A 23,082-nucleotide genomic window follows, 5' to 3' on the forward strand; every position below is an offset into this window, starting at 1 on the left:
GAAAACATGAAAACGCGGCTGGCACTAACGGCCAACCGCAGTGGAAAAGAAGTATTTTTGCCGCCGGGCCGCCCCAAGGCAAAAAACGCCCCCTCGGGGGGCAGCAAGCGAGCGTAGCGAGTGCAGCGTGGGGGCCATTTTTGCCGCCGGGCCGCCCCAAGGCAAAAAGCGCCCCCTCGGGGGGCAGCAAGCGAGCGTAGCGAGTGCAGCGTGGGGGCCATTTTTGCCGCTGGGCCGCCCCAAGGCAAAAAGCGCCCCCTCGGGGGGCAGCAAGCGAGCATAGCGAGTGCGGCGTGGGGGCTCACATCACTTGCCTTGCCAGACCGGCTTGCGCTTTTCAGCGAAAGCGGTCGCGCCTTCCTTGGCGTCGGCGGACGAGAAAATGTGGGCGATCAGCGGGCGCTGGCGGTCGAACATGCCTTCCTGCTCCCAGTCACCCGATTGCGACACGATGCTCTTGGCAGTCTGCACGGCCAGCGGGCCGTTTTCGACAATGGCGCGCGCCAGTTCCAGCGCGCCGGCCAGTGCGCCGCCCGGCTCGGTCAGGCGGTTGACCAGGCCAAACGAATAGGCGCGCTCGGCGGTCAGCATTTCGCCCGTCAGAATCACTTCCATGGCGATGTGGTACGGCAGGCGGCGCGGCAGGCGCAGCATGCCGCCAGCGCCGGCCACCAGGCCGCGCTTGACTTCGGGCAGGCCGAACTTGGCGTTATTGGCGGCCACGATCAGGTCAGAGGCCAGCGCCATTTCGCAGCCACCGGCCAACGCATAGCCTTCCACGGCGGCGATCAGCGGCTTCTTGGGCGGGCGTTCGTTCAGGCCGGCGAAACCACGGCCTTCCACGTAGGGGCGCTGCCCGGATTTGGCAAACGCCTTCAAGTCCATGCCCGACGAGAACGTGCCGCCGCCACCGGTCAGGATGCCGATACGGATATCGTCGCGGCTGTCCAGCTGGTCAAGCGCGGCGGCCATGGCCTGCGCGGTTTCCAGGTTGATGGCGTTCTTGGCTTCGGGGCGGTTGATCGTGATGATCTGGATGCCGTCGGTGACTTCCACCGTGATCAGGTCTGACATTGGGACTGCTCCTTCCGGGAATTCTCGGAATCGGGTTCCGGGTTTTATATAAGACTTGGGACGTAACCTGGAATCATACGACCATTGGTTTCCAGGCGCAGCCGAGGTCTGCCGAAGCGTCCGCCAGCGGCACACCCGCAGCGCCGCAGCCGGCCGCCCGGCAAGCCCCCGACGCCTTCCGAACGATGCCCAAAAGACGTAGATGTAACCGTCCACCGGCCACGGGGAAACAGGACCGGCCCGGGCCAGTTAAAATGCCGGGTTTCCCACGCCCATGGCAGGCCTTGCCCGGGCGACCGAATTCCAAGAATCCTATGCTCACCTTTCAGCAAATCATCCTTACGCTCCAGGAATACTGGGACAAGCAGGGTTGCGCCCTGCTGCAACCCTACGACATGGAAGTCGGCGCCGGCACCTCGCACACGGCCACGTTCCTGCGCGCGATCGGCCCGGAGCCGTGGCGCGCCGCCTACGTGCAGCCGTCGCGCCGCCCCAAGGATGGCCGCTACGGCGAAAACCCCAACCGCCTGCAGCACTATTACCAGTACCAGGTGGTGCTGAAGCCGGCGCCCCCGGACATTCTGGACCTGTACATCGGTTCGCTGAAGGCGCTGGGCATTGACCCCACCCAGCACGACATCCGCTTCGTCGAAGACGACTGGGAAAACCCCACGCTCGGCGCCTGGGGCCTGGGCTGGGAAGTCTGGCTGAACGGCATGGAAGTCACGCAGTTCACCTACTTCCAGCAAGTAGGCGGCCTGGATTGCACGCCGACCACGGGTGAAATCACCTACGGTCTGGAGCGTCTGGCCATGTATCTGCAGGACGTGCAAAGCGTGTACGACCTGGTCTGGACCGAAGGCGCCAACGGCAACCGCGTGCTGTACCGCGACGTGTTCCACCAGAACGAGGTCGAGCAATCGACCTACAACTTCGAGCACTCGTCGGCCGACATGCTGTTCGCGCACTTCAATGACTACGAAGCCGAAGCGAAGCGCCTGATGGAAGTGCCGCTGGCGCTGCCGGCCTACGAGGCCGCGCTGAAAGCCGCGCACACGTTCAACATGCTGGACGCGCGTGGCGCCATCAGCGTCACCGAGCGCGCCGCCTACATTGGCCGCATCCGCAACCTGTCGCGCGCTGTTGCGCAGGCTTATTTCGATTCCCGCGAACGACTGGGCTTTCCCATGCTGCGCCGCGGGGAGGCTGCATAAATGACGACGAACATCCGCCCGCTGCTGGTCGAACTGCTGACCGAAGAACTCCCGCCCAAGGCCCTGCAAAAGCTGGGCCAGGCCTATGCCGAAGGCGTGCGCGCCACGCTGGAACGCCACGGCCTCTTGGCCGAAGGCTGCGCGGTCACCGCGTATTCCACGCCGCGCCGTCTGGCCGTGCACCTGTCCGCCGTACTGGCGCAGGCGCCCGACCAGCCCTACGCTGAAAAGCTGATGCCCGCCAAGATCGGCCTGACCGAAGACGGCAAAGCCACGCCGGCGCTGCAAAAGAAGCTGGCCGCCAAGGGCCTGGAAAATATTGATCTGGCCACGCTGGACCGCGAATCCGATGGCAAGCAGGACTACCTGGTCGCTCGCGGCACCGCCCCCGGCGCGTCGTTGGCCGCCGGCTTGCAGGAAGGCATCGACACAGCGTTGAACAGCCTGCCGATTCCGAAGGTCATGCGCTACCAATTGGCTGACGGCGTCACCACCGTCAAGTTCGTGCGTCCGGCGCACGGCCTGGTCGCACTGTTTGGCGCCGACGTGGTGCCGGTGTCGGCGCTGGGCATGCAAGCGGGCCGCGACACCCTTGGCCACCGCTTCATGAGCACGGGCCCGGTGTCGTTCGCCGACGCCGATTCCTACGCCGCCACCCTGGCAGAAAAGGGCCGCGTCGTGGCGTCCTTCGAAGGCCGCCGCGACGACATCCAGCGCCAGTTGCTGGACCACGCCGGCCGCCTGTCGGCCACGCTGGGCGACGACCCCGAAGTGGCCGCGCTGCTGGACGAAGTGACCGCACTGGTCGAACACCCCACCGTCTATGTGGGCGAGTTTGAAGAACAATTCCTGCAAGTGCCGCAGGAATGCCTGATCCTGACCATGCGGCTGAATCAGAAGTACTTCCCGCTGTTCGACCCGGCCACCGGCCGCCTGACGCACCGCTTCCTGATCGTGAGCAACATGCACACGGACAAGCCGGTGAACATCGTCGAAGGTAACCAGCGCGTGGTGCGCCCGCGCTTGGCGGACGCCCAGTTCTTCTTCGAAACCGACCGCAAGACGCCGCTGGCCGCGCGTGTCGAGCAGCTGGGTTCCATCGTGTATCACAACAAGCTGGGCACCCAGCTTGAACGCGTTGAACGCGTGCGCGCCATCGCGCGCGGCGTAGCCGGCCAGCTGGGCGGTGACGTCGCCGCCGCAGACCGCGCCGCCATGTTGGCCAAGGCCGACCTGGGTTCGAACATGGTGGGCGAATTCCCTGAGCTGCAAGGCATCATGGGCGCCTACTACGCCGCGGGCGACGGCGAGCCCGCCAGCGTCGTCGAGGCGCTGCGCACGCAGTACCGCAACCGCTACGACGCGCCCGTCACCCAAGACACGCTGACGGCCGCCACGCTCTTCATCGCCGAACGCGTGGAAACGCTGGTCGGCATCTGGGCCATTGGTCTGGCGCCCACGGGCGAACGCGACCCCTTCGGCCTGCGCCGCGCCGCGCTGGGCCTGATCAGCGCGTTCGAACAACTGGCCGCAGGCGGCTGGCTGAAGATCAGCGAAGACGGCCCGCTGTCCCTGAACGGGCTGCTGGAACTGGCCGCGGGCACCTTCCCCGCCGGCAAGATTCCCGCCGACACGCTGGCTGAAGTTCGCACCTTCATCTACGAACGCTATCGCAACCAGCTCATCAACGACTTCGACCGCAACGCGGTGGAAGCCGTGATTGCGCTGACGCCGCCGCTGCACCAAGTGGCCGAGCGCGTGCGCGCCGCCGCCGCGTTTGCGCAGCTGCCCGAGGCCGCGAGCCTGGCCGCCGCCAACAAGCGCATCGGCAATCTGCTGAAGAAGGCAGAAGGCGAGATCGGTGCGGTGAATGACGCCGCGCTGGTCGAGCCCGCTGAACGCGCGCTGGCCGCCGCCGTAGCCGCGCTGCGTCCGCAGGCCGAAGCGCAACTGGCCGCAGGCGACTTCGCCGGCAGCCTGTCCACGCTGGCTCAGGCCCGCGAGCCTGTAGACGCCTTCTTTGCCGACGTCATGGTCATGGCCGAAGACCCGGCCGTGCGCGCCAACCGCCTGGCTCTGTTGAGCCAGCTGCATGGCCTGATGAACCAGGTGGCCGACATTTCCAGGCTGGCACAGTGAAACTGATCATCCTTGACCGCGACGGCGTCATCAATCAGGACAGCGATGCGTTCGTCAAGAATCCCGACGAGTGGATTGCCCTGCCGGGCAGCCTGCACGCCATCGCCCGGCTGACGCAGGCCGACTGGAAAGTGGTGGTTGCCACCAACCAGTCCGGCCTGGCGCGCGGCCTGTTCGATATGGACACGCTGACCGCCATCCACACCAAGATGCGGCGCGAGCTCGCTGCTGCGGGCGGCGCGATTGACGCCGTGTTCCTGTGCCCGCACGGGCCGGACGACAACTGCACCTGCCGCAAACCGCGTCCGGGCCTGTTCGAACAGATCGGCCATCGCTACGACATCCATCTGGCTGGCGTGCCGGCCGTGGGCGATTCGCTGCGCGACTTGCAGGCGTCGTCGGCCGTGGGCTGCTCGCCGTGGCTGGTGCAAACCGGCAATGGCAAGAAGACGCTGGCCAAGGGCGGCTTGCCCGAGAACACGCGCGTGTGTGAAGACCTGTCGGCCGTGGTCGACCTCCTGCTTCAGGACAACTGATTCAATGGCCCGGCTACGTTCGCTGCTGTACTTCATGTTCCTGGCCGTCACGGTCATCCCCTACGCCTTCGCCTGCATCCTGTGGGCGCCGCTGCCGCTGCACTGGCGCTACAAGCTGACGGTGGGCTGGCCGCGTCTGGCCATCTGGGGCGCCAAGGTGTTCTGCGGTATCCGCTGGCAGGTCAAGGGCTGGGAAAACCTGCCCGACGGCCCCGCCGTGATCCTGTCGAAACACCAGTCGGCCTGGGAAACGTTGTTCTTCCCGGCCCACATGCCGCGCGAAGTCTGCTTCGTCTACAAGAAAGAACTGCACATGGTGCCGTTCTTCGGCTGGGGCCTGGCGCTGCTGCGCATGATCGCCATCGACCGTTCGAAAGGCCGCGACGCCTTCGATCAGGTGGTCAAGCAAGGCCAGACCCGCATGGATGAAGGCCGCTGGCCGCTGCTGTTTCCCGAAGGCACTCGCGTGCCGCCGGGCAAGACGGCGCGCTTCAAGATGGGCGGCGCGCTGCTGGCTTCGCGCACGGGCGCCGTCGTCATTCCCGTGGCGCATAACGCCGGCGAGTGCTGGCGGCGCAACGCTTTCGTCAAATATCCCGGCATGATCACCCTATCGATCGGTCCCGCGATAGAATCCAAGGGACTCTCCCCCGAAGAACTGAACCAGAAGGTTCAGGCATGGATCGAAGGGGAAATGCGGCGTCTCAACCCCGAAAGGTATGTCCAGCACTGATCAGCTCGAACTCCTGTTCGACGTGCACGAAGACGACGCGCCCCAGGGCGCGTCGCCGCTGATCGCCACGCCGAAGCCACCGGCCGCGCCCCGCCCCGCTCCCAAGGCGGCGCCCCCGCAGCCGGTCACCCCCAAGACACTTTTCCCCGACGCGCAGGCCGGCACCCGGCCAGACAGTCAACCCCACACGCCCCTCAGCTCGCCGTCCGGCCCCCCGTCCAACGCCGCCCCCTCCGGCGAGCCGCTGCTGACGTTGTCGCCGAACGCGTCGTCGCGCGTACCCACGCCCTGCCCTGATCCTTTGCCGCCCGGCGCGCGCTGGCGCGAAGTGCCGACGGAGCAACAGCCCATCGGCTTCGTGCTGCTGCGCTCGCGCCGCCGCAGCATCGGGTTTGTGATCACGGACGACGGCCTTCGAGTCACCGCGCCCAGCTGGGTCACGCTGACACAGATTGACGACGCCGTGCGCGAGAAGGCCCGCTGGATTCTCGCAAAGCTGCGTGAATGGCATGCCCGCAAGCAGCAGCTGGCCATGGCGCACACGCGCTGGCAGGCGGGCGGCGAACTGCCGTATCTGGGCAAGCGCATCCTGATTGGTGTGGGCGGTGACAGCCGTCAAGCCTGGCTGTCCGGTGACGCCGATGCGCCCGCAGACGGCGACACGCTCTGGCTGGCGCTGCCCTCGCATGCCGACCAAAGCCGCATCCGCGACTCTGCCCAAGCCTGGCTGCAACAGCGCGCCGGCGCATGGTTCGGCGCGCGGCTGGCGCACTTCCTGCAAATCAGCGGGCTGAAGATTCGCCGCTGGAGATTGTCATCGGCCGCCACGCGCTGGGGCTCGTGCACCAGCGACGGCAACATCATGCTGAATTGGCGCCTGATCCATTTCGCGCCCGGCATCATTGATTACGTCATCGCGCACGAGCTTGCTCATCTGCGCGAGATGAACCACAGTCAGGACTTCTGGCGCGAAGTGGGCCAGATTCTGCCCGACTTCGAAGACGCCAAGAACATCCTGCGGCGTCACGACCCCGCATCCTTGCCTCAGTTCTGAGGCGCTTTGGAGACTAGACAATGTTGCTGCTGATTCCGGGCCCGGTCACGACCGACGCGCGGGTGAAGGCCGCCATGGCGCAAGACTATGCGCCGTGGGACAACGACTTCCGCGAGACCTACCGGCAGGTCTGCGATGGGGTGCTGCGTGTGGCGCAGGCGTCGTCCGACACGCACGCCGCGCTGGCGCTGCCCGGCTGCGGCCACTTTGCGGTGGAAGCCGCGATCCGTACCTTCGTGCCCACGGGCGGCCGCCTGCTGGCGCCGTCCACAGGCGCGTACGCCGCGCGCTTGCAGAAGCTAGCGGGCGACGCGGGCCGTGTGGCGGTGCCCTTGCCCGTGGGCGCCTCCGAACGCGTTGACCCGCAAGCCGTCGCCGCCGCGCTGGAACGCGACCCGACGCTGACGCATCTGGCGCTGGTCTACAGCGAAACCGGCAGCGGCATCTGCCATGACGTGCCTGAGCTGGCCCGCATCGCGCACGCGCTGGGCCGCCGCGTCATCGTCGACGCGGTGTCGGCCTTTGGCGCGTTGCCGCTGGATCTGTCCCTGCTGCCGGCGGTGGACGCCGTCGTGCTGACGGCCAACAAATGCCTGGAAGGGCTGCCGGGCGCAGCCTTTGTGGTGGCGCGCCGTGACGCGCTGGACGCCGCACGCGGCAACGCGGGCAGCTGGTCGCTGGATTTGGCCGACATTTATCAGCACACGTTGGCGCCCAACGCCGGCCCCCGCTTCACGCCCCCCGCGCCAACGATTGCCGCGCTGGCCGTGGCGCTGGAGCTGTATCACCAGGAAGGCCGCGAAGCGCGTCTGGCGCGTTACACCGCCAACATGCGCACCCTCTATGATGGCGTCAGCGAGCTGGGGCTCACGCCCTACCTGCCGCGCGATCTGCAAGGCCCGATTGTCGTCAACGTCCATGCGCCGGATTCGCCTAACTGGCACCTGCAATTGTTCGTCGACGCCCTGAAAGCGCGCGGCTACGTGCTCAGCAATTTTTTCAACACCGAACAACCCACGTTCCGGGTCGGCTGCATCGGCGCCTTTGGCGCAGACCAGATGCGGCTAGCGGTCGACGCCATGGGCGGCGCACTGCGCGACATCGGCATTACACGGGAAGGCGCTGGCGCTGCCCGGTTCTTCCCCCAACCCCTCATCGCTTAAGGAAAAATCCCATGCGTATGCTCCACACCATGCTGCGAGTCGGCAACCTCGACAAGTCCATCGATTTCTACACCAACGTGCTCGGCATGCGCGTCCTGCGCCGCAACGACTACCCGGAAGGCAAGTTCACGCTGGCCTTCGTGGGCTATCAAGACGAATCCGAAGGCGCGGTCATCGAACTGACCCACAACTGGGACACCGACAAGTACGACCTGGGCACCGGCTACGGCCACATCGCCCTGGAAGTCGACAACGCCTACGAAGCCTGTGACAAGGTCAAGGAACGCGGCGGCAAGGTCACCCGCGAAGCCGGCCCGATGAAGCACGGCAAGACGGTCATCGCCTTTGTGGAAGACCCGGACGGCTACAAGATCGAGTTCATTCAGAAGAAAGACCGCCAGGACTAATCAGGAACGCCCGCCATGATCCACCCCATCCTCAAAATGGGCGACCCGCGCCTGCTGCGCGTGGCGCCCCCGGTGGAGCGTTTCGACACGCCCGAGCTGCACGCCCTGATCGAAGACATGTTCGAGACCATGGCGGCGGCGCAGGGCGTGGGCCTGGCCGCGCCGCAGATTGGCGTGGACCTGCAACTGGTGATCTTCGGTTTCGACCGCAACGAGCGCTATCCCGACGCGCCCGCCGTGCCGCAGACCATCCTGTGCAATCCCGTCATCACGCCGCTTTCCGACGAAAAGGAAGACGGCTGGGAAGGCTGCCTGTCGGTGCCGGGGCTGCGCGGGCTGGTGCCGCGCTACCGCCACATCCGCTACAGCGGCTTCGACCCCTATGGCAAACCGATCGAGCGCGAAGCCGAAGGCTTTCACGCCCGCGTGGTGCAGCATGAATGCGATCACCTGATCGGCCGCCTGTACCCGTCGCGCATCCAGGATTTCTCGAAGTTCGGCTTCACGGAAATCCTGTTCCCGGGCATAGACCCGAACGCCGACGATTAAGCGTCCGGGCGGGGGGCAGGCGCGGGGGACGCGGTATCGGATGCGTTAGCGGATGCATCGCCCGCCGCCTCGCCCGACGCCTTGGCCACCTGCGGCGACAACTCCTCCGGCGCGAAATCATCCACCTGCAAGACCTGCGACACCAGCGCCTCGGCAGCTTCCAGCTGCGCGGCCTGTGTGTCGGTGATGGCGCCGCGCTGATGCGCCTCGCGCCAATCACGCACGCCAGATTGCCGCAGCCGGTCGCGGATGGGCTGCACGGCGTCCACCAGCGCAAACGCACGCGTCAGATCGGCCAACGGGTCGTGCGCCCGCCGTCCGCCCCCCAGCAGCACGCCCGCCGCCGGATTGCCGGACGGTTCCCGATGCAGGTCCGCCGCCAGCCGCACATGTGTGGGCGACGGCTTCAACAGCAGCTCCGCGCATTCCCGGGTCAGCGCGTCGTTCGGCCCGCGGGCCAGCCGCAGCGGCAGGATGGCCGCGCGCAGCCCCCAGGCCAGCACGCGGCCCGGCAGGTTGCGCAGCACCTGATCCAGGCTCTTTTCGATGGTGGCGTAGCCCTGCTCCATGCACCAATGCACCAGCGGCAGGTCGTCGTGCTTGCGCCCGTCGTCCTCCCAGCGCTTGAGCACGGCGGATAGCAGATACAGCTCGGACAGCACATCGCCCAATCGGGCCGAGATCATTTCGCGCCGCTTCAAGCCGCCGCCCAACTGCGCCAAGGTGGCGTCCGCCAGCAACGCAAACCCTGCCGAATAACGCCCCAACCGGCGGTAGTGTCCCGCCGTGGGGCCTGACACCGGCGACGGCGCCAACATTCCACCCGTCCACGCGCGGCCGATCGCGCGCAGCGTGTTCTTGCCTGCGTGGCGCAGATGCCGCCAGAACACATCGTGGAAAACCTCGATGCCGCGCTCTTCGTCCGGGTTGGCCAAAGCCAGCATTTCCGGCATCAGGTACGGATGCGCGCGGATGGCGCCCTGGCCGAAGATGATCAAATTGCGCGTCAGGATGTTCGCGCCTTCCACGGTGATGGCGATGGGCACCGAGCGATACAGCGCCCCCAAGTAGTTGCTGGGCCCGTCGATGACGGCGCGCCCGGCGTGCACATCCATTGCCGCATTGACCGAGCCGCGCATGCGTTCAGTCGCGTGATATTTCATGATGCCGGATACCACTGCCGGCTTCACATCCTGGTTCAACGCCGCGCACGTCAGGCGGCGGGCCGCTTCGACCAGATAGGCGTTGCCCGCCAGCACAGCCAGCTGTTCCTGCACGCCTTCGAATTTACCGACCGGGATGCCAAATTGCTCACGCACGCGGGCATACATGCCGGTCGTGTGCGCGCACATGACCGCGGCTGCGGCCGACAGCGATGGCAGCGATATGCCACGCCCCGCCGCCAGCGCGCTCATCAGCATCTTCCAGCCCTGCCCCGCACGCGCCTCGCCGCCGATCAGCGCGTCCAGCGGCACGAACACATCGCGCCCCTTGTTGGGGCCGTTCTGGAAGACCTGCATCGCGGGCAAATGGCGCCGTCCGATCTCGACGCCCGGAGCCTCAGTGGGCACCAGCGCCACCGAGATGCCAATGTCTTTCGCGCCGCCCAGAATGCCGTCGGGGTCGCTCATCTTGAACGCCAGGCCCAGCACCGTCGCAACCGGCCCCAGCGTGATGTAGCGCTTGTGCCAGTTCAGCCGGATACCGATGAGCTCGCGGCCGTCCACCACCTGGCGGCAGACGACGCCGGTGTCKACCATGGAGGCGGCGTCCGACCCGGCCTCGGGGCTGGTCAGGCCGAAGCACGGCACTTCCCTGCCATCCGCCAGCCGGGGCAGCCAATAGTCGCGTTGTGCGGGCGTGCCGAACTGCATCAGCAATTCGCCCGGCCCAAGCGAGTTGGGCACCATCACCGTCACGCCCGCGGTGATGGAATACGCCGAGATGCGCCGCACCACTTCCGAATGCGCATAGGGCGAAAAGCCCAGTCCGCCGTAGCGGCGCGGGATGATCATGCCGAAGAAGCGCTGCGATTTCAGAAACGCCCAGACCGCTGGCGGCAGGTCACGCCGGTTCCAGGTGATGTCCCATTCGTCCAGCATGGAACACAGTTGCGCCACCGGGCCGTCGATGAATGCCTGCTCTTCGCGGCTCAGCGTGGCGGCGGGCACGTCGAGCAGCTTGCGCCAGTCGGGGTTGCCGGTGAACAGGTCTGCGTCCCACCAGGTGTCTCCGGCCTCGATGGCCTCGCGCTCGGTCGCCGACATGGGAGGCAAGGCGTTGCGCGCCCAGCGGTACGCAGGTTCCGAGATGCGGCGGCGGCGCCAGGCATTGAAATCCATGAGTGTCCCTCACTGTTATGGCCCTAGGGCGGTTCGGGTCAAAGTACCAGAATTGGCGGCGCGCGGCCAAGCCGGACAGCGCTGACTCTGCGACAATGGGCGTCCCCCGCGCTGGTGCGCAATCAACCGCTATCCGGGCATCAAGACGCATGCTGAACAAACTCTGGCTGGGCTTCTTCCTGACCGCCGCCGCCGCCGCGCTGTACCGCTGGCTGGCCATCGGAGACCCCGACGTTTTCCGCCTGATGGTGGCCAGCCTGTTCGACATGGCGCGCGTATCCGTGGAAGTCATGGTGCTGCTGTTTGGCACGCTGACCTTGTGGCTGGGCTTTCTGCGCATCGCTGAAGGCGCGGGGCTGGTGGAGCGGCTGGCGCGTTTGCTGGGGCCGCTGTTTGCCCGTCTGATGCCCGAGGTGCCGCGCAATCATCCCGCGATCGGTCTTATCACCCTGAACTTCGCCGCCAATGGGCTGGGGCTGGACAACGCCGCCACGCCGATCGGCCTGCGCGCCATGCGCGAGCTGCAATCACTGAACCCCACGCCCGAGACCGCCACCAACGCGCAGATCCTGTTCCTGGTGCTGAATGCGTCATCGTTGACGTTGCTGCCCGTCACGCTCTTCATGTTCCGCGCGCAACAGGGCGCGGCGGACCCGACGCTGGTATTCCTGCCCATCCTGCTGGCCACCAGCGCATCCACGCTGGCGGGCTTTCTGGCGGTTGCCCTGTGCCAGCGGCTGCGGTTGGCCGACCCCGTCGTCATGCTGTGGCTGGGCGGCGCGGCGCTCGTCATGGGCGGATTCATGGCGCTCTTGGCCAGCATGTCGGCAGTGGCCATCGCGTCGCTGTCGTCGCTGATGGGCAACTTGGCGCTGTTCGGCATCCTGCTGGCGTTCCTGATTGCGGGCGCCTGGAAAAAAGTGCCGGTGTACGAAGCCTTCATCGAAGGCGCCAAAGAAGGCTTCGACATCGCCAAGAGCCTGCTGCCCTATCTGGTGGCGATGCTGTGCGCCGTGGGCGTGCTGCGGGCCTCGGGCGCGCTGGACTTTCTGTTGGACGGTATCCGCTGGATGGCGCAGCACGCGGGCTGGGACACGCGTTTCGTTGACGCGCTGCCCACCGCGCTGGTCAAGCCGTTTTCCGGCAGCGCAGCGCGCGCAATGATGCTGGAAACCATGACGCACTTCGGCGTCGACAGCTTCCCCGCGCTGCTCGCCGCGGTGATGCAAGGCAGCACCGAAACCACCTTCTATGTGCTGGCGGTGTATTTCGGATCAGTGGGAATTCTGCGCGCGCGCCACGCGGTGGGCTGCGCGCTGATCGCCGATCTGGCCGGTGTGCTGGCCGCGATCGGCGTGTGCTACTGGTTCTTCGGCTGAAGGCGATAACTGCCTGCGGGGCAAGCCCCGCAGGCGCCGCGCGTCAATCCACCAGCAGGATTTTCATGCCGTTGGTGCCACCGCTGTCGCGGTAGAAATCACCCTTGGTCAAAATGACCCAATCGCCCGTCTGCACCAGGTTGCGCTTGCGCAGTTCGTCGATGGCGGCGTTGCTCAGATCGGCCGGTTCGTAATCCGACGGCGAGAACGGAATGGTGTAGACGCCACGGAACATCGCCACGCGATTCTGCGTCAGGCTGTGCGGGCTGTAGCAGTAGATCGGCACGCCCGACCGGATGCGCGACATGATCAGCGGCGTGTGGCCGCTTTCGGTCAACGCGATGATGGCTTTGACGCCCGGGAAATGATTGGCCGCGTACATGGCCGCCAGCGCGATGGTTTCATCGCAGCGCGTGAACGTTTCGCCCATGCGGTGATGCGACTTCGTGGACGTGGGATGCTTTTCCGCGCCCAGGCACACACGCGCCATCGCTTGCACGGTTTCCACGGGGTACTGGCCTGACGCGCTTTCGGCGGACAGCATCACGGCGTCGGTGTAATCCAGCACGGCGTTGGCCACGTCGGACACTTCGGCGCGCGTGGGCATGGGGCTGGAGATCATGGATTCCATCATCTGCGTCGCCGTGATCACGACCTTGTTCAGCGTGCGGGCGTGCTGGATGATGCGCTTCTGAATGCCCACCAATTCGGCGTCGCCCACTTCCACGCCCAGGTCGCCGCGCGCCACCATCACGCCGTCGCTCGCGCGGATCAGCGAGTCCAGCGCTTCGTCGTCCGCAACGGCTTCGGCGCGTTCGATTTTGGCGATGATCCAGGCCTGGCTGCCCGCTTCGGCAAGCAGGGTGCGGGCTTCGTCGATGTCGCTGCCATAGCGCGGGAACGACACCGCGACGTAATCCAGTTCCATCTCGGCGGCCAGCTTGATGTCGACGCGGTCTTTGTCGGTGAGGCTGGGCGCAGACAAGCCGCCGCCACGGCGGTTGATGCCCTTGTTGTTCGACAGCGGGCCGCCGACGGTGACGGTCGTGTGGACCTCGTCGCCTTCAACGCGGTCAACCACCAGCACCACACGGCCGTCGTCCAGCAACAGCTCGTCGCCCACGCGGCAGTCGGTCACGAGTTCGGGGTAGTCAATGCCGACGATGCTGGCGTTGCCGGCATCCTTGGGATGCACGCGCGACAGCGTGAACGGCTGGCCGACTTGCAGCTGCACCAGCTTGTCGGTGAAGCGCGCAATGCGGATCTTGGGGCCTTGCAGGTCGCCCATGATGGCGACGAAGCGGCCTTGCTTGGCGGCGATCTCGCGCACGAGGCGGGCGCGGTCGCGGTGATCGTCCGCGCTGCCGTGCGAGAAGTTCAAACGGGCCACATCCAGGCCTGCGCGGATCAAGGCTTCAATGCGTTCGGGCGACGAAGTCGAAGGGCCCAAGGTGGCGACAATTTTTGTGCGGCGCAATACAGGCATGACGGTCCACTCTCGCAAAAACAACGAAAGCGCTATGGTACGCCGCCTGCGTTCGCACGGGTATCATGGTCGTCACGCCGGCCTTCTCGCCACCTTCATCGCAGCCTTTTACGAGCCCAGTCAAACCCGTGAAAATTGTCATCGCTCCCGACTCTTTCAAAGAAAGCGTGTCCGCGCCCGATGCGGCGGCGGCCATTGCGCGCGGCGTCAAAGCCGCGTTTCCCGGCGCCCACACGGTGTGCGTGCCGATGGCCGACGGTGGCGAAGGAACGGTTGAAGCCGTGCTGGCCGCAACCGGCGGCAAGGAACACGAGCTGACGGTAAACGATGCGCTCGGCTACAAGGTCGACGCCATCTGGGGGCTGCTGGCAGACGGCACCGCCGTGATCGAAATGGCGGCAGCAGCCGGGCTTGAACTGATCTCGCCCAGCAAGCGCGACCCGATGCGCGCCAGCAGCCACGGCGTGGGCGAACTGATCCTGGCGGCGGTTAACGCCGGCGCCACGCGCATCATCCTGGGCCTGGGCGGTTCGGCCACCAACGACGGCGGCGCTGGCATGCTGACCGCGCTGGGCGTGCGTTTGCTGGACGCCGACGGCCACAGCCTGCCGCCCGGCGGCGGCGCGCTGGGCAAGCTGGCCAGCATTGACACGCGCGGGCTTGATCCGCGTCTGGCCAAGATCCGCATCGATATCGCCTCGGACGTCGACAACCCGCTATGCGGCGCGCACGGCGCATCCCATATCTTCGGCCCGCAAAAAGGCGCCACGCCCGAACAGGTGCAAACGCTGGATCAGATGCTGGGCAATTTCGCCGATGTCTGCGCGCGCCATCTGGGTGTGGACCATCGCAATGAGCCGGGCGCGGGCGCGGCGGGGGGCTTGGGTTTCGCCGCCAAGGCCTTTCTGCAAGCGCACTTTCGCCCGGGCGTCGAGATCGTGGCGGAGCTGGGCCATTTGGCTGAAGCCATCGAAGGCGCCACGCTGGTGTTCACCGGCGAAGGCCGCATGGACGCGCAGACGCTGCGCGGCAAGACACCGGCCGGTGTGGCGAAGATTGCACAACGCGCGGGCGTGCCGGTTGTGGCGTTGGCGGGGTCGCTGGGGGATGGCTATGAAGCGCTGCATGCCGTCGGCATCAGCGCGGCGTTCAGCTTGGCGCCGGGGCCGATCACGTTGCAGCAGGCGCTGACGGACGCAGAAAAGCTGCTGGCGGATCGTGCGCGCGACGTGATGCAGCTGTGGATGGCGGCGCAGAAACGGATGTTGTAAGGGGCCGGGGGCACCGCTGGCACGCTGCCCATCGGCGTCGTTCTGTCCATCAGCCATGACGCGCCCGGCACCATAAAAAAAGCCCGCATCATCGCGGGCTTTGTCATGCGCGGCCGGAATTCAGGCGCTTTGCAGCACGCCCGCTTCCACCAGCGCGTCCGACAAGCGGATGTAGCGGTCGACCGAGATATCTTCCGCGCGTGCGGTCGGCGCAATGTCCAGCGCTTCCCACGGCACTTGCGGCGCCCAGTCGGCCAGCACGCGGCGCAGCATCTTGCGGCGTTGCGAGAAGGCGCGCGCCACCACCGTTTCAAAGGCGCGGACACTGACCGGACGCAGCCGGTCTGCCGGCAACGGCACCATACGCACAATCGCCGACACCACCTTGGGCGGCGGATCAAACGCTTCCGGCGGCACGTCGAACAGCTTGTGCATGCGATAGCGCGATTGCAGCATCACGGACAGGCGGCTGAAATCGCCCGAGCCCGGTTGCGCGACCATGCGGTCGATCACTTCGCGCTGCAACATGAAATGCTGGTCGCGAATGTGGTCGGCCCACGTCATCAGATGGAACAGCAGCGGGCTGGAAATGTTGTAGGGCAAATTGCCCACGACACGCAGCGCGCTGCCGAACTGTGAAAAATCGACCGTCAGCGCATCGGCCTCGACCACCGTCAGGCGGCCGGCTTCGAACTGCTTGCGCAGGCGGGCGGCCAGATCGCGGTCGATCTCAACCGCGGTCAGATGGTCCAGCCGCTCAAGCAGCGGCCGGGTCAGCGCAGACAAACCCGGGCCGATTTCGACCACGGCATCGTCACGGGCGGGTGCAACCGCCCGGACGATGGACTCGACGACACTTTCGTCGGTCAGAAAGTTCTGGCCAAAGCGCTTGCGCGCCTGGTGTTGAGACATGAAAAGCCCGTAATGCGTTTAGCGGTTGTTCTGCTGGATCTTCTGCTGCTTTTCAAGACGGTTGTCGACGTACGCCTGAGCGCGCAACTGGTCGAGCCAATCTTCAAAGGCAGGCTGGGCACGGCGCTCGAACAGAATCTGGCGCGCCTTCATGCGGGCCAGCTCGTCGGTGACGTCGTGCTGACGGCGTTCTTCAACCTGGATCAAGTGCCAACCGAAAGGCGACTGGATCGGCGGGCTGATTTCGCCCGGCTTCAAGGCATTCATGGCGGCTTCGAACGGCGGCACGGTTTCGCCCGGGTTCAACCAGCCCAGCTCGCCGCCCTGAGGCGCGTTCGAATCCTGCGAGTATTGACGCGCCATGTCTTCGAACTTGGCGTCGCCAGCCACCAGGCGCTGACGCACCTGCTCCAGACGTTGACGCGCGGTTTCGTCGCTCATGACGGTGGACGTCTTGATCAGGATGTGGCGCGCACGGGTCTGCATCACTTCCGTCGGGCCTTGCTGCGCCGGCGCTTGCGGGCGCGCAGCGGGTTGCGGAGCCGGCGTGGGCGCCGGCGCGCGCGCGGTGCGGCCAGGCGCCGGCTGGGCGGTGCCGCGGTCCATGACCTTGATGATGTGGAAGCCGTTGCCGCTTTGGATCAAGCCCGACACATCGCCCTTCTGCAGATTGCCGATGGCCTTGACGAACAGGTCGGGCCATCCATCCAGCGGACGCACGCCCATGACGCCGCCTTGCAGCGCTTCCGGGCCGTCCGAGGCGGCGGCCGCCAGGCTGGCGAAGTCGTCGCCGCGCTTGGCGCGCGCCAGGACGCCTTCGGCCTTCTTGCGCAAGGCCGCCAATTGCTCCGGTGTCGAGCCTTCCGGCACGCGCACCAAAATCTGCGCCAACGCGTAGAGCATCGGGCCCGACGGCGCCGCGGCTTGTTCGGGCGCGGGTTGCTGCTGGGCCTGCTGTTGCGCTTGCTGCTGAGCGGCCGCTTGCGGCGATGCGCCGAACGCCGGATTGCGGCGTTGGTCCTTCAGGAAGGCATCCACCTCGGCGTCCGAGATGACGATGGTGGAATCCACCGCGCGCTGGCGCAGGCGATCCGTGCGGATCTCATCGCGCAACGATTTGCGGTAGGCATCCCACGAGGTGCCCGACTTTTCGATTTCGGCGCGCAGTTGCGCCACGCTGATCTTGTTGCGGCCGGCGATGGTCGTGATGGCCTGATCAACCTGGGCGTCGTCCACGCGAATGCCAAGGCGATCCGCTTCGTGGCGCTGCACGCGTTCCATGATCAGGCGTTGCAGCACCTGATGCTGCAAGGTCTGGTCGTCCGGCACCTGGATGCCGCGCGACTTCAGTTCAGACGCAATACGGACCGACGCATCGCGCAATTCGCGCAGCGTGATCACGTCCTTGTCGACCACGGCGGCAATGCCGTCCACGAACTGTTCGCCCTTGGCGGCGGGTGCGGCCGGCGCGGCCTTCTGCGAAGCGGCGGGCGCGGCCTTGCCGCCATTGCTTGCGGGCCGGCCCGTCTGCTCGGCCGCGTGTGCGGCGGGCAGGCCGGCGCACAGAGCCAGCAACAGCGCACTGCCGGACAGGCGGCGCAAAGAGTGCAACCTACGCATCATTCATACCTTTCAAATGTGGTCCCGGCCGGCGCAGGCGGGGTAATGCCGGTGTAGCCAGGGATACTTCTGTTCAGCAGGTTCATCGGATCGGTTCCCAAGGAACCCAGACCGGTCAGCTCAAGCTGGAAGAACACTGCGGAGTTGGCGTCCGTTGCCGACACGGCGTAGCGCTGATAGACCACGCGGCCCACCCAGCAGCAATCACCCTTGTACTCCAGGCCGGCGATGGCCTGCGTAACGCGGGGGGATTCCGTCGTATTGGCGACCGTGCTCGACGGCCCGGAGCGCAAGGAATAGTCGACGCGGCCAACGCCATACCAGCGCTTGCTGAAGGGCCATTGCATCGCCAGACTGATCTGGTTCTGCCCCTGCGGCTGATACTGGACCCCCGTTTGAGGATCACGCTGATAGCGGTACGACAGCGCCACCGTCGTCAGACGCTGCGGCGACCAGCGCGCGCTGACCAAGCCGCGCGACCAGTTGTTGTCATACGGGTTGTACTGCGCCGCCACGTCGGTGCTGAGCGTATCGGTCAGCGCCGCGCTGGCGCCCACCAGGAAGTCCGACCGCACATTTTCGCGCGGCGTCTCGCCCGGCAGGGTCACTTTCTGGTCTTCAAAGTACAGGCGCTGGGCCACGGCCAGCGACATGCGTTCGAAGCCGGTACTGGCGTCCAGCCAGCGCGTCGTCAACGCCGCGGTCAGCTGGTTGGCGTTGGAAATACGATCCCAGCCGCCCGTGTAGATGTTCTCTTCGAAGGCCTGCGAGAAGCTGAAATCCGCCAGCGACGTATCGTAGACGGGCATCTTGGACTGATCCCGGTACGGCACGCGCAGGTAGTACAGGCGCGGTTCGAGCGTCTGCGTGGAGGCCTTGCCGAACAGCGAGGTGTCGCGTTCGAAGATCATGCCGGCGTCCAAGGACATGATGGGGACGGTGCGCGATTGCGAGGACGGATAGCCGTTAGACGTGCCTGCGTTCGGGGTGCCCGAATTCAGGCCCAGCCAATCGCTGCCATACCAGTTGGTCTGGTATTGGGTGTAGTTCACCCCGGCCTTGGGGATGATGAACCAGCCTGGCCGCACGATCGGGTAGGACACGGTCGGATACGACTGCAAGCGGTCGCCTTCCGGGCCACTGCGCTTGTCGGACACCAGCGGAATCTGGAAGCGCGTGGCGGTCGACACCCATTCAACGTCGAAGCCACCCCAGTCATATCGCGCTCCGCGCAGATAGAGTTCAGGCACCTTGTCATACGGCGGCACCAGCGGCGCATCCGGGTCTTGCAGCGTCTGGTACTTATAGACCTGCGCGTACGTGCTCCAGTATGTGGACGCCCAACCCACGCGGCCACGCTGCGGCAGATACGTCGTCGACGCCTGGTTCAGCCCCAGCTGCGAAATGTCGCGGAAATAGTTGTCGTCCGAAACCTTGGCAAGGTCCCAGTCCGCATAGAAGCCATGCGAGAAGGTCTGCTGGTGACGCCACCAGTACATCCAGCGGTCTTCGCCGGTGATGTTGTCGTTGGGCAGGTAGGTGCCGTCAAACGTGCCCAGGTAGCTATTACCCAGATACCGGAATTCCCCGCCCAGCTGCATGCCGCGCTTGGAGAAGTAGCGTGGCTGGATGGTTGCGTCGTAGTTCGGCGCCAGATTCAGGTAGTAAGGCAGCGAGAAGTCGAAACCGCCCTGGCTGGTCGTGCCGTAGGTCGGCATCAGGAAGCCCGACTTGCGTTCCCTCTTGACCGGGAAGGTCATGTAAGGCGACGCCAGAATTGGCACGTCCTTGAAATACAGCACGCCGTTGCGCGCCACGCCTTCGTTCTCGTCGAAGTCGATGTCGACGGTGTTGGCCTTGATGTACCAGGACGGCGTCTCGCACGAGCAGCCGCTATAGGTCACCGTATGCAGCCGCATCTGCGACTTGCTGAAAATATCCGCGTGTTCGGCCACGGCGAAACCGCCGGTGGCGCCCATCCAGAAGTTGGGCTTTTCGACTTCGCCGGAATACTTGTCGACGTTGAACTTGGCGTTCGGGCCGGTCACCAGCGTGCCGTCGCGCATCATGCGCGCGCTGCCCTGGACGTCGACCTCGCCCGTATCCTTGCGGTAGTTGATGCGGTCGCCCTTGATCACGCCGTCGATGCGGCGCACCTGCGCGCTGCCCGTCAGGGTCAGGTCGGAATCCGGATCGCCTTCGATGCTGTCCGCTTCCATATAGGCGGGGATGCTGTCGTCCGGCAGGCGGTGGATGCGCAAACCGGGCGAGGTGCGCAGCACGGGAGCCGAGGAGGCGGCGGTCGCCGACGATGCAGCTGGTGTCGCGGTCTGGCTGCCTTGAGCCTGAACGGCTCCGGCGGCGACGCTGACAGCAGAGAGGATCAACCACCGAACCTTGCGCACGAGTGAAAACAGCCCTTATCTACGATGGGAAATCCGGCATCGGCGCCCGAAAAGGCCCCAATGCGAATGGAAACGAGCCGGTATTATAGAGAAGCCGCGCCATACGCCCAGCCTTATGTGCGCCGAACGCAAATTTCAGCAATATTGCCCTTCTGACACGGATCTTCTTTGAAAAACGATCACGACCCCCGCCTGGTGCAGATCCGCAACTGGCTGGAAAGCCTGCCCGCCTCCCTGAATCTGGCCATCGGCACGCTGCGCCCGGCCTCTGCCGACGCCAGTTTCCGCCGCTATTTCCGGCTGGACGCAGGCGAGCGCACCCTGATTGTCATGGACGCCCCGCCCGCGCATGAAGACTGCCGCCCGTTCCTGCATGTGGGCCAGTTGCTGGCGGACGCCGGCCTGAACGTGCCCAAGGTGCTGGAACAAGATCTGGACCAGGGCCTGCTGCTGCTGTCCGACCTGGGCGAGCAGACCTATTACCAGCGCATCCAGGCCGGCCTGTCCGACAGCCAGCTTCAGACGCTGTACCGCGAAGCGCTCGCCGCGTTGGTCCGCCTGCAACAGGCGTCCACGGCCGGTTTGGGCAACTACGACACCCCCCGCCTTGCTGACGAGCTCAAGCTCTTTCCCGAGTGGTACGTGGAAAAGCACCACGGCGTGACGCTGGACGACAAGACGGCGAACGCGCTGGACAAGATTTTCGCGCTGCTGTCGGCCAGCAATGGCGGCCAGCCGCAGGTGCTGGTGCACCGTGACTTTCACTCGCCCAACCTGATGGTCTGCGACCAGCCGCAGTACGGCCCGAACCCCGGCATCATCGACTTCCAGGACGCGCTGGCCGGCCCCATTACCTATGACCTGGCGTCATTGGTGACGGATGCTCGCACGACGTGGGAAGAACCGCAGCAACTGGACTGGGCGATCCGCTACTGGGAAATGGCGCGCGCCGCCGGCCTGCCGGTCGATGCCGATTTCGCCGAATTCCACCGCGCCTATGAATGGATGGGCTTGCAGCGCAACCTGCGCATCCTGGGCGTGTTCGCCCGTCTGAACCATCGCGATGGCAAGGCCCATTACCTGGCCCACATGCCTCGCGTGAACGGCTACGTGCGCCAGGTCGCCCAGCGCTATGGCGTCTTCACGCCGCTGCTGCGCTTGCTGGACCGCATGGATGACCGCCAGGTCAGCGTCGGGTACACGTTCTGATGCAGGCGATGATTCTTGCCGCGGGCCGCGGCGAACGCATGCGCCCGCTCACCGACAGCCTGCCCAAACCCATGCTGGCGGTGGGCGGCAAGCCGCTGATCGTCTGGCATCTGGAACGGCTGGCTGCGGCCGGCATCCGCGACGTCGTCATCAACCATGCGTGGCTGGGTCACGAGATCGAAAACGCCTTGGGCGATGGCAGCGCTTACGGCGTGCGCATCCGCTATTCGCCGGAAAGCACCGCGCTGGAAACGGCGGGAGGCATCGCGCAGGCACTCCCCCTGCTGGGTGATGCCCCCTTTCTGGTGATGAATGGCGACGTCTGGTGCGACTGGAATCCCGCCGCCGCCCCGGCGCGGGCGGCCGGCCTGCCCGACGGCGGCGCCTGGATGCTGATGGTGGATAACCCCGTCCAGCACCCCAATGGCGATTTTCATCTGGCGTCCGACGGCCGCCTGCACGCTCAGGGCGAGCCGCGTTTGACCTACGCAGGCATCGCCGTCTACCATCCCTCGTTGTTCAAGACCGTCCCGCGCGGCACGGCAATGCCCATGCTGCCCCTTTTCCGGCAAGCCATGGCTGACGGTCTGGCGCAAGGCGCTCACCACACTGGCCGCTGGACGGATGTCGGCACCCCGCAACGGCTTGCTGATCTGGACGCAGAGCTCCGCGCCATGGCGCGTTAATGCTCACATATTTCACAATATCAAGGTGCGCAACCAGGCTTGTCCGCGCACCCAACGGCCCCGGCTAACGGGGTATTCTCTGACGCTTTGGCACGCGCGGGCACCGCGCGGACGAGCAACACACAGGAAGTTTTCTAGGAATGGGGATGTTTGGAAGATCGCAACGGGCTGTATTCAAGCCCTCCGTATACCAACCCGGTCAACGCACGCGGCGCCTGCCGCGCTGGCTCGTCCTGCTGCTTGTGGGGATCGCCCTGGGTGCGGGCGGCGTGCTCTTCCTGCAAACCAACTATGGCCCGCAACGCCTGACGGTCGAGCAATCGGAATCTCTGCACAGCGAACTCAGCGCCTCGAACCTTGAGCGCCAACGTCTGCAAACGCAGCTGGAAGAAGCCACCCAGCAGCGCGACGCCAACAAGTCGGGCCACGAAAAGCTGACGACCGATCTGGCTGACGCCCGCGCCAAGATCGACACCCTGAACAAAGAACTGGTTCTGTTCCAGGACGCCATGCCCGCCGACCCGCGCGGCGGCAACCTGGGCATCCGCTCGGCCACGTTCAAGCGCGCCCCCGGCCAGTTGGACTACCAAGTGCTGGTCATGCGCGAAGAGCGCACCGGCGCCCCCTTCAAAGGCACGCTGACTTTCTCCATCGACGGCAGCTACCCCAACGGCCGCGCCGCCACCGTCACGCCCGAAGGTCCGACGCTGAATGTCGACCGTTACGACTACGCACTCGGCCAGCTGAAGCTGCCCGACGGCTTCACCCCCAAGGTGGTGGTGCTGCGCGTGATGGACGGCGCGCAGAAGCAGCAAGCGATGCGTATCTATTACGTGCGCAACTAAGACGTGCGCAACTGATACGTCGGCAGCGAAGACGCGCGCGACAAATCCTGACGCGCCC

19 protein-coding genes are annotated in these 23,082 nt (G+C 65.8%); 13 read left to right on the top strand and 6 right to left on the bottom strand.

All coding sequences use genetic code 11. The features are described from left to right. Positions 1–306: 306 nt before the first annotated feature. Positions 307–1,074 carry a crotonase/enoyl-CoA hydratase family protein gene (locus tag AC1DB0_RS22660; protein ID WP_054420566.1) on the bottom strand — a complete coding sequence of 256 codons (768 nt, stop codon included), beginning with the start codon at positions 1,072–1,074 and terminating at the stop codon, positions 307–309. 314 nt (positions 1,075–1,388) lie between these two features. Between AC1DB0_RS22660 and glyQ the strand changes: the two genes are divergently transcribed. Genes glyQ through def form a run of 8 tightly spaced genes read left to right on the top strand, consistent with a single transcriptional unit; the run spans position 1,389 to position 8,869 of the window. After that, complete coding sequence (gene glyQ / locus AC1DB0_RS22665) at positions 1,389–2,288, top strand: glycine--tRNA ligase subunit alpha (RefSeq protein WP_054420565.1); 900 nt, start codon at positions 1,389–1,391, stop codon at positions 2,286–2,288. Beyond that, entirely contained in the window at positions 2,289–4,427 is a 2,139-nt protein-coding gene (gene glyS, locus AC1DB0_RS22670) for a glycine--tRNA ligase subunit beta (protein WP_054420564.1), read from the top strand. Then, a complete protein-coding gene (gene gmhB, locus AC1DB0_RS22675; protein WP_054420563.1) occupies positions 4,424–4,963 on the top strand; it encodes a D-glycero-beta-D-manno-heptose 1,7-bisphosphate 7-phosphatase in 540 nt (179 codons plus the stop codon). Before glyS ends, gmhB begins: the two co-directional genes overlap by 4 nt. A gap of 4 nt (positions 4,964–4,967) precedes the next feature. After that, a complete protein-coding gene (locus tag AC1DB0_RS22680) occupies positions 4,968–5,696 on the top strand; it encodes a lysophospholipid acyltransferase family protein (protein WP_054420562.1) in 729 nt (242 codons plus the stop codon). Beyond that, positions 5,683–6,750, top strand: coding sequence for a M48 family metallopeptidase (locus AC1DB0_RS22685; RefSeq protein ID WP_476757816.1), 1,068 nt, complete (start codon positions 5,683–5,685; stop codon positions 6,748–6,750). Before AC1DB0_RS22680 ends, AC1DB0_RS22685 begins: the two co-directional genes overlap by 14 nt. Positions 6,751–6,770: 20 nt before the next feature. Then, complete coding sequence (locus tag AC1DB0_RS22690; RefSeq protein WP_476757817.1) at positions 6,771–7,913, top strand: 2-aminoethylphosphonate--pyruvate transaminase; 1,143 nt, start codon at positions 6,771–6,773, stop codon at positions 7,911–7,913. An 11-nt stretch (positions 7,914–7,924) separates the two neighbouring features. Continuing rightward, the gene (gene gloA, locus AC1DB0_RS22695; RefSeq protein ID WP_054420560.1) at positions 7,925–8,320 is read left to right on the top strand and encodes a lactoylglutathione lyase; all 396 of its coding nucleotides are present in this window, start codon (positions 7,925–7,927) and stop codon (positions 8,318–8,320) included. Between the two features lie 15 nt (positions 8,321–8,335). After that, entirely contained in the window at positions 8,336–8,869 is a 534-nt protein-coding gene (gene def, locus AC1DB0_RS22700; RefSeq protein ID WP_476757818.1) for a peptide deformylase, read from the top strand. Here def and AC1DB0_RS22705 read toward each other — a convergent pair. Continuing rightward, positions 8,866–11,211 carry an acyl-CoA dehydrogenase gene (locus tag AC1DB0_RS22705; RefSeq protein WP_476757819.1) on the bottom strand — a complete coding sequence of 782 codons (2,346 nt, stop codon included), beginning with the start codon at positions 11,209–11,211 and terminating at the stop codon, positions 8,866–8,868. The two genes, def and AC1DB0_RS22705, sit on opposite strands and share 4 nt — an antisense overlap. A gap of 149 nt (positions 11,212–11,360) precedes the next feature. Here AC1DB0_RS22705 and AC1DB0_RS22710 point away from each other — a divergent pair, with 149 nt between their 5' ends. After that, positions 11,361–12,590, top strand: coding sequence for a nucleoside recognition domain-containing protein (locus AC1DB0_RS22710; RefSeq protein ID WP_054420557.1), 1,230 nt, complete (start codon positions 11,361–11,363; stop codon positions 12,588–12,590). Between the two features lie 43 nt (positions 12,591–12,633). Here the strand turns inward: AC1DB0_RS22710 and pyk are convergent, their stop codons facing one another. Then, positions 12,634–14,076 carry a pyruvate kinase gene (gene pyk / locus AC1DB0_RS22715; RefSeq protein WP_054420556.1) on the bottom strand — a complete coding sequence of 481 codons (1,443 nt, stop codon included), beginning with the start codon at positions 14,074–14,076 and terminating at the stop codon, positions 12,634–12,636. A 128-nt stretch (positions 14,077–14,204) separates the two neighbouring features. Here pyk and AC1DB0_RS22720 point away from each other — a divergent pair, with 128 nt between their 5' ends. Further along, positions 14,205–15,347 carry a glycerate kinase gene (locus tag AC1DB0_RS22720; protein ID WP_476757820.1) on the top strand — a complete coding sequence of 381 codons (1,143 nt, stop codon included), beginning with the start codon at positions 14,205–14,207 and terminating at the stop codon, positions 15,345–15,347. 120 nt (positions 15,348–15,467) lie between these two features. Here AC1DB0_RS22720 and rsmA read toward each other — a convergent pair whose 3' ends face one another. The 3 genes from rsmA to AC1DB0_RS22735 are packed head-to-tail and all read right to left on the bottom strand — an operon-like array spanning position 15,468 to position 20,284. Beyond that, entirely contained in the window at positions 15,468–16,259 is a 792-nt protein-coding gene (gene rsmA / locus AC1DB0_RS22725; RefSeq protein ID WP_054420554.1) for a 16S rRNA (adenine(1518)-N(6)/adenine(1519)-N(6))-dimethyltransferase RsmA, read from the bottom strand. A gap of 18 nt (positions 16,260–16,277) precedes the next feature. After that, complete coding sequence (locus tag AC1DB0_RS22730) at positions 16,278–17,882, bottom strand: peptidylprolyl isomerase (protein WP_175170758.1); 1,605 nt, start codon at positions 17,880–17,882, stop codon at positions 16,278–16,280. Next, positions 17,879–20,284 (bottom strand): LPS-assembly protein LptD, encoded by a 2,406-nt coding sequence (locus AC1DB0_RS22735; protein ID WP_346552231.1) that lies wholly within the window; start codon positions 20,282–20,284, stop codon positions 17,879–17,881. Before AC1DB0_RS22735 ends, AC1DB0_RS22730 begins: the two co-directional genes overlap by 4 nt. Before the next feature lie 168 nt (positions 20,285–20,452). Between AC1DB0_RS22735 and AC1DB0_RS22740 the strand changes: the two genes are divergently transcribed. The 3 genes from AC1DB0_RS22740 to AC1DB0_RS22750 all read left to right on the top strand — a co-directional run bounded on the left by AC1DB0_RS22740 (position 20,453) and on the right by AC1DB0_RS22750 (position 23,024). Further along, positions 20,453–21,493 carry an aminoglycoside phosphotransferase family protein gene (locus tag AC1DB0_RS22740; RefSeq protein ID WP_342066832.1) on the top strand — a complete coding sequence of 347 codons (1,041 nt, stop codon included), beginning with the start codon at positions 20,453–20,455 and terminating at the stop codon, positions 21,491–21,493. Beyond that, positions 21,493–22,179, top strand: a complete 687-nt coding sequence (gene murU / locus AC1DB0_RS22745; protein ID WP_476757821.1) for an N-acetylmuramate alpha-1-phosphate uridylyltransferase MurU — start codon at positions 21,493–21,495, stop codon at positions 22,177–22,179. Before AC1DB0_RS22740 ends, murU begins: the two co-directional genes overlap by 1 nt. 146 nt (positions 22,180–22,325) lie before the next feature. Beyond that, entirely contained in the window at positions 22,326–23,024 is a 699-nt protein-coding gene (locus tag AC1DB0_RS22750; protein ID WP_175170754.1) for a DUF6776 family protein, read from the top strand. Positions 23,025–23,082 lie beyond the last annotated feature (58 nt).

Source organism: Achromobacter sp. 10T422 (assembly GCF_056394065.1).

Coding starts and splice junctions, on each gene's coding strand:
- gloA (WP_054420560.1), top strand. CDS start 7,925: ATGCGTATGCTCCACACCATGCTGCGAGTCGGCAACCTCGACAAGTCC.
- AC1DB0_RS22730 (WP_175170758.1), bottom strand. CDS start 17,882: ATGATGCGTAGGTTGCACTCTTTGCGCCGCCTGTCCGGCAGTGCGCTG.
- AC1DB0_RS22710 (WP_054420557.1), top strand. CDS start 11,361: ATGCTGAACAAACTCTGGCTGGGCTTCTTCCTGACCGCCGCCGCCGCC.
- AC1DB0_RS22750 (WP_175170754.1), top strand. CDS start 22,326: ATGTTTGGAAGATCGCAACGGGCTGTATTCAAGCCCTCCGTATACCAA.
- AC1DB0_RS22660 (WP_054420566.1), bottom strand. CDS start 1,074: ATGTCAGACCTGATCACGGTGGAAGTCACCGACGGCATCCAGATCATC.
- def (WP_476757818.1), top strand. CDS start 8,336: ATGATCCACCCCATCCTCAAAATGGGCGACCCGCGCCTGCTGCGCGTG.
- murU (WP_476757821.1), top strand. CDS start 21,493: ATGCAGGCGATGATTCTTGCCGCGGGCCGCGGCGAACGCATGCGCCCG.
- AC1DB0_RS22690 (WP_476757817.1), top strand. CDS start 6,771: ATGTTGCTGCTGATTCCGGGCCCGGTCACGACCGACGCGCGGGTGAAG.
- AC1DB0_RS22680 (WP_054420562.1), top strand. CDS start 4,968: ATGGCCCGGCTACGTTCGCTGCTGTACTTCATGTTCCTGGCCGTCACG.
- glyQ (WP_054420565.1), top strand. CDS start 1,389: ATGCTCACCTTTCAGCAAATCATCCTTACGCTCCAGGAATACTGGGAC.
- pyk (WP_054420556.1), bottom strand. CDS start 14,076: ATGCCTGTATTGCGCCGCACAAAAATTGTCGCCACCTTGGGCCCTTCG.
- rsmA (WP_054420554.1), bottom strand. CDS start 16,259: ATGTCTCAACACCAGGCGCGCAAGCGCTTTGGCCAGAACTTTCTGACC.
- AC1DB0_RS22685 (WP_476757816.1), top strand. CDS start 5,683: ATGTCCAGCACTGATCAGCTCGAACTCCTGTTCGACGTGCACGAAGAC.
- glyS (WP_054420564.1), top strand. CDS start 2,289: ATGACGACGAACATCCGCCCGCTGCTGGTCGAACTGCTGACCGAAGAA.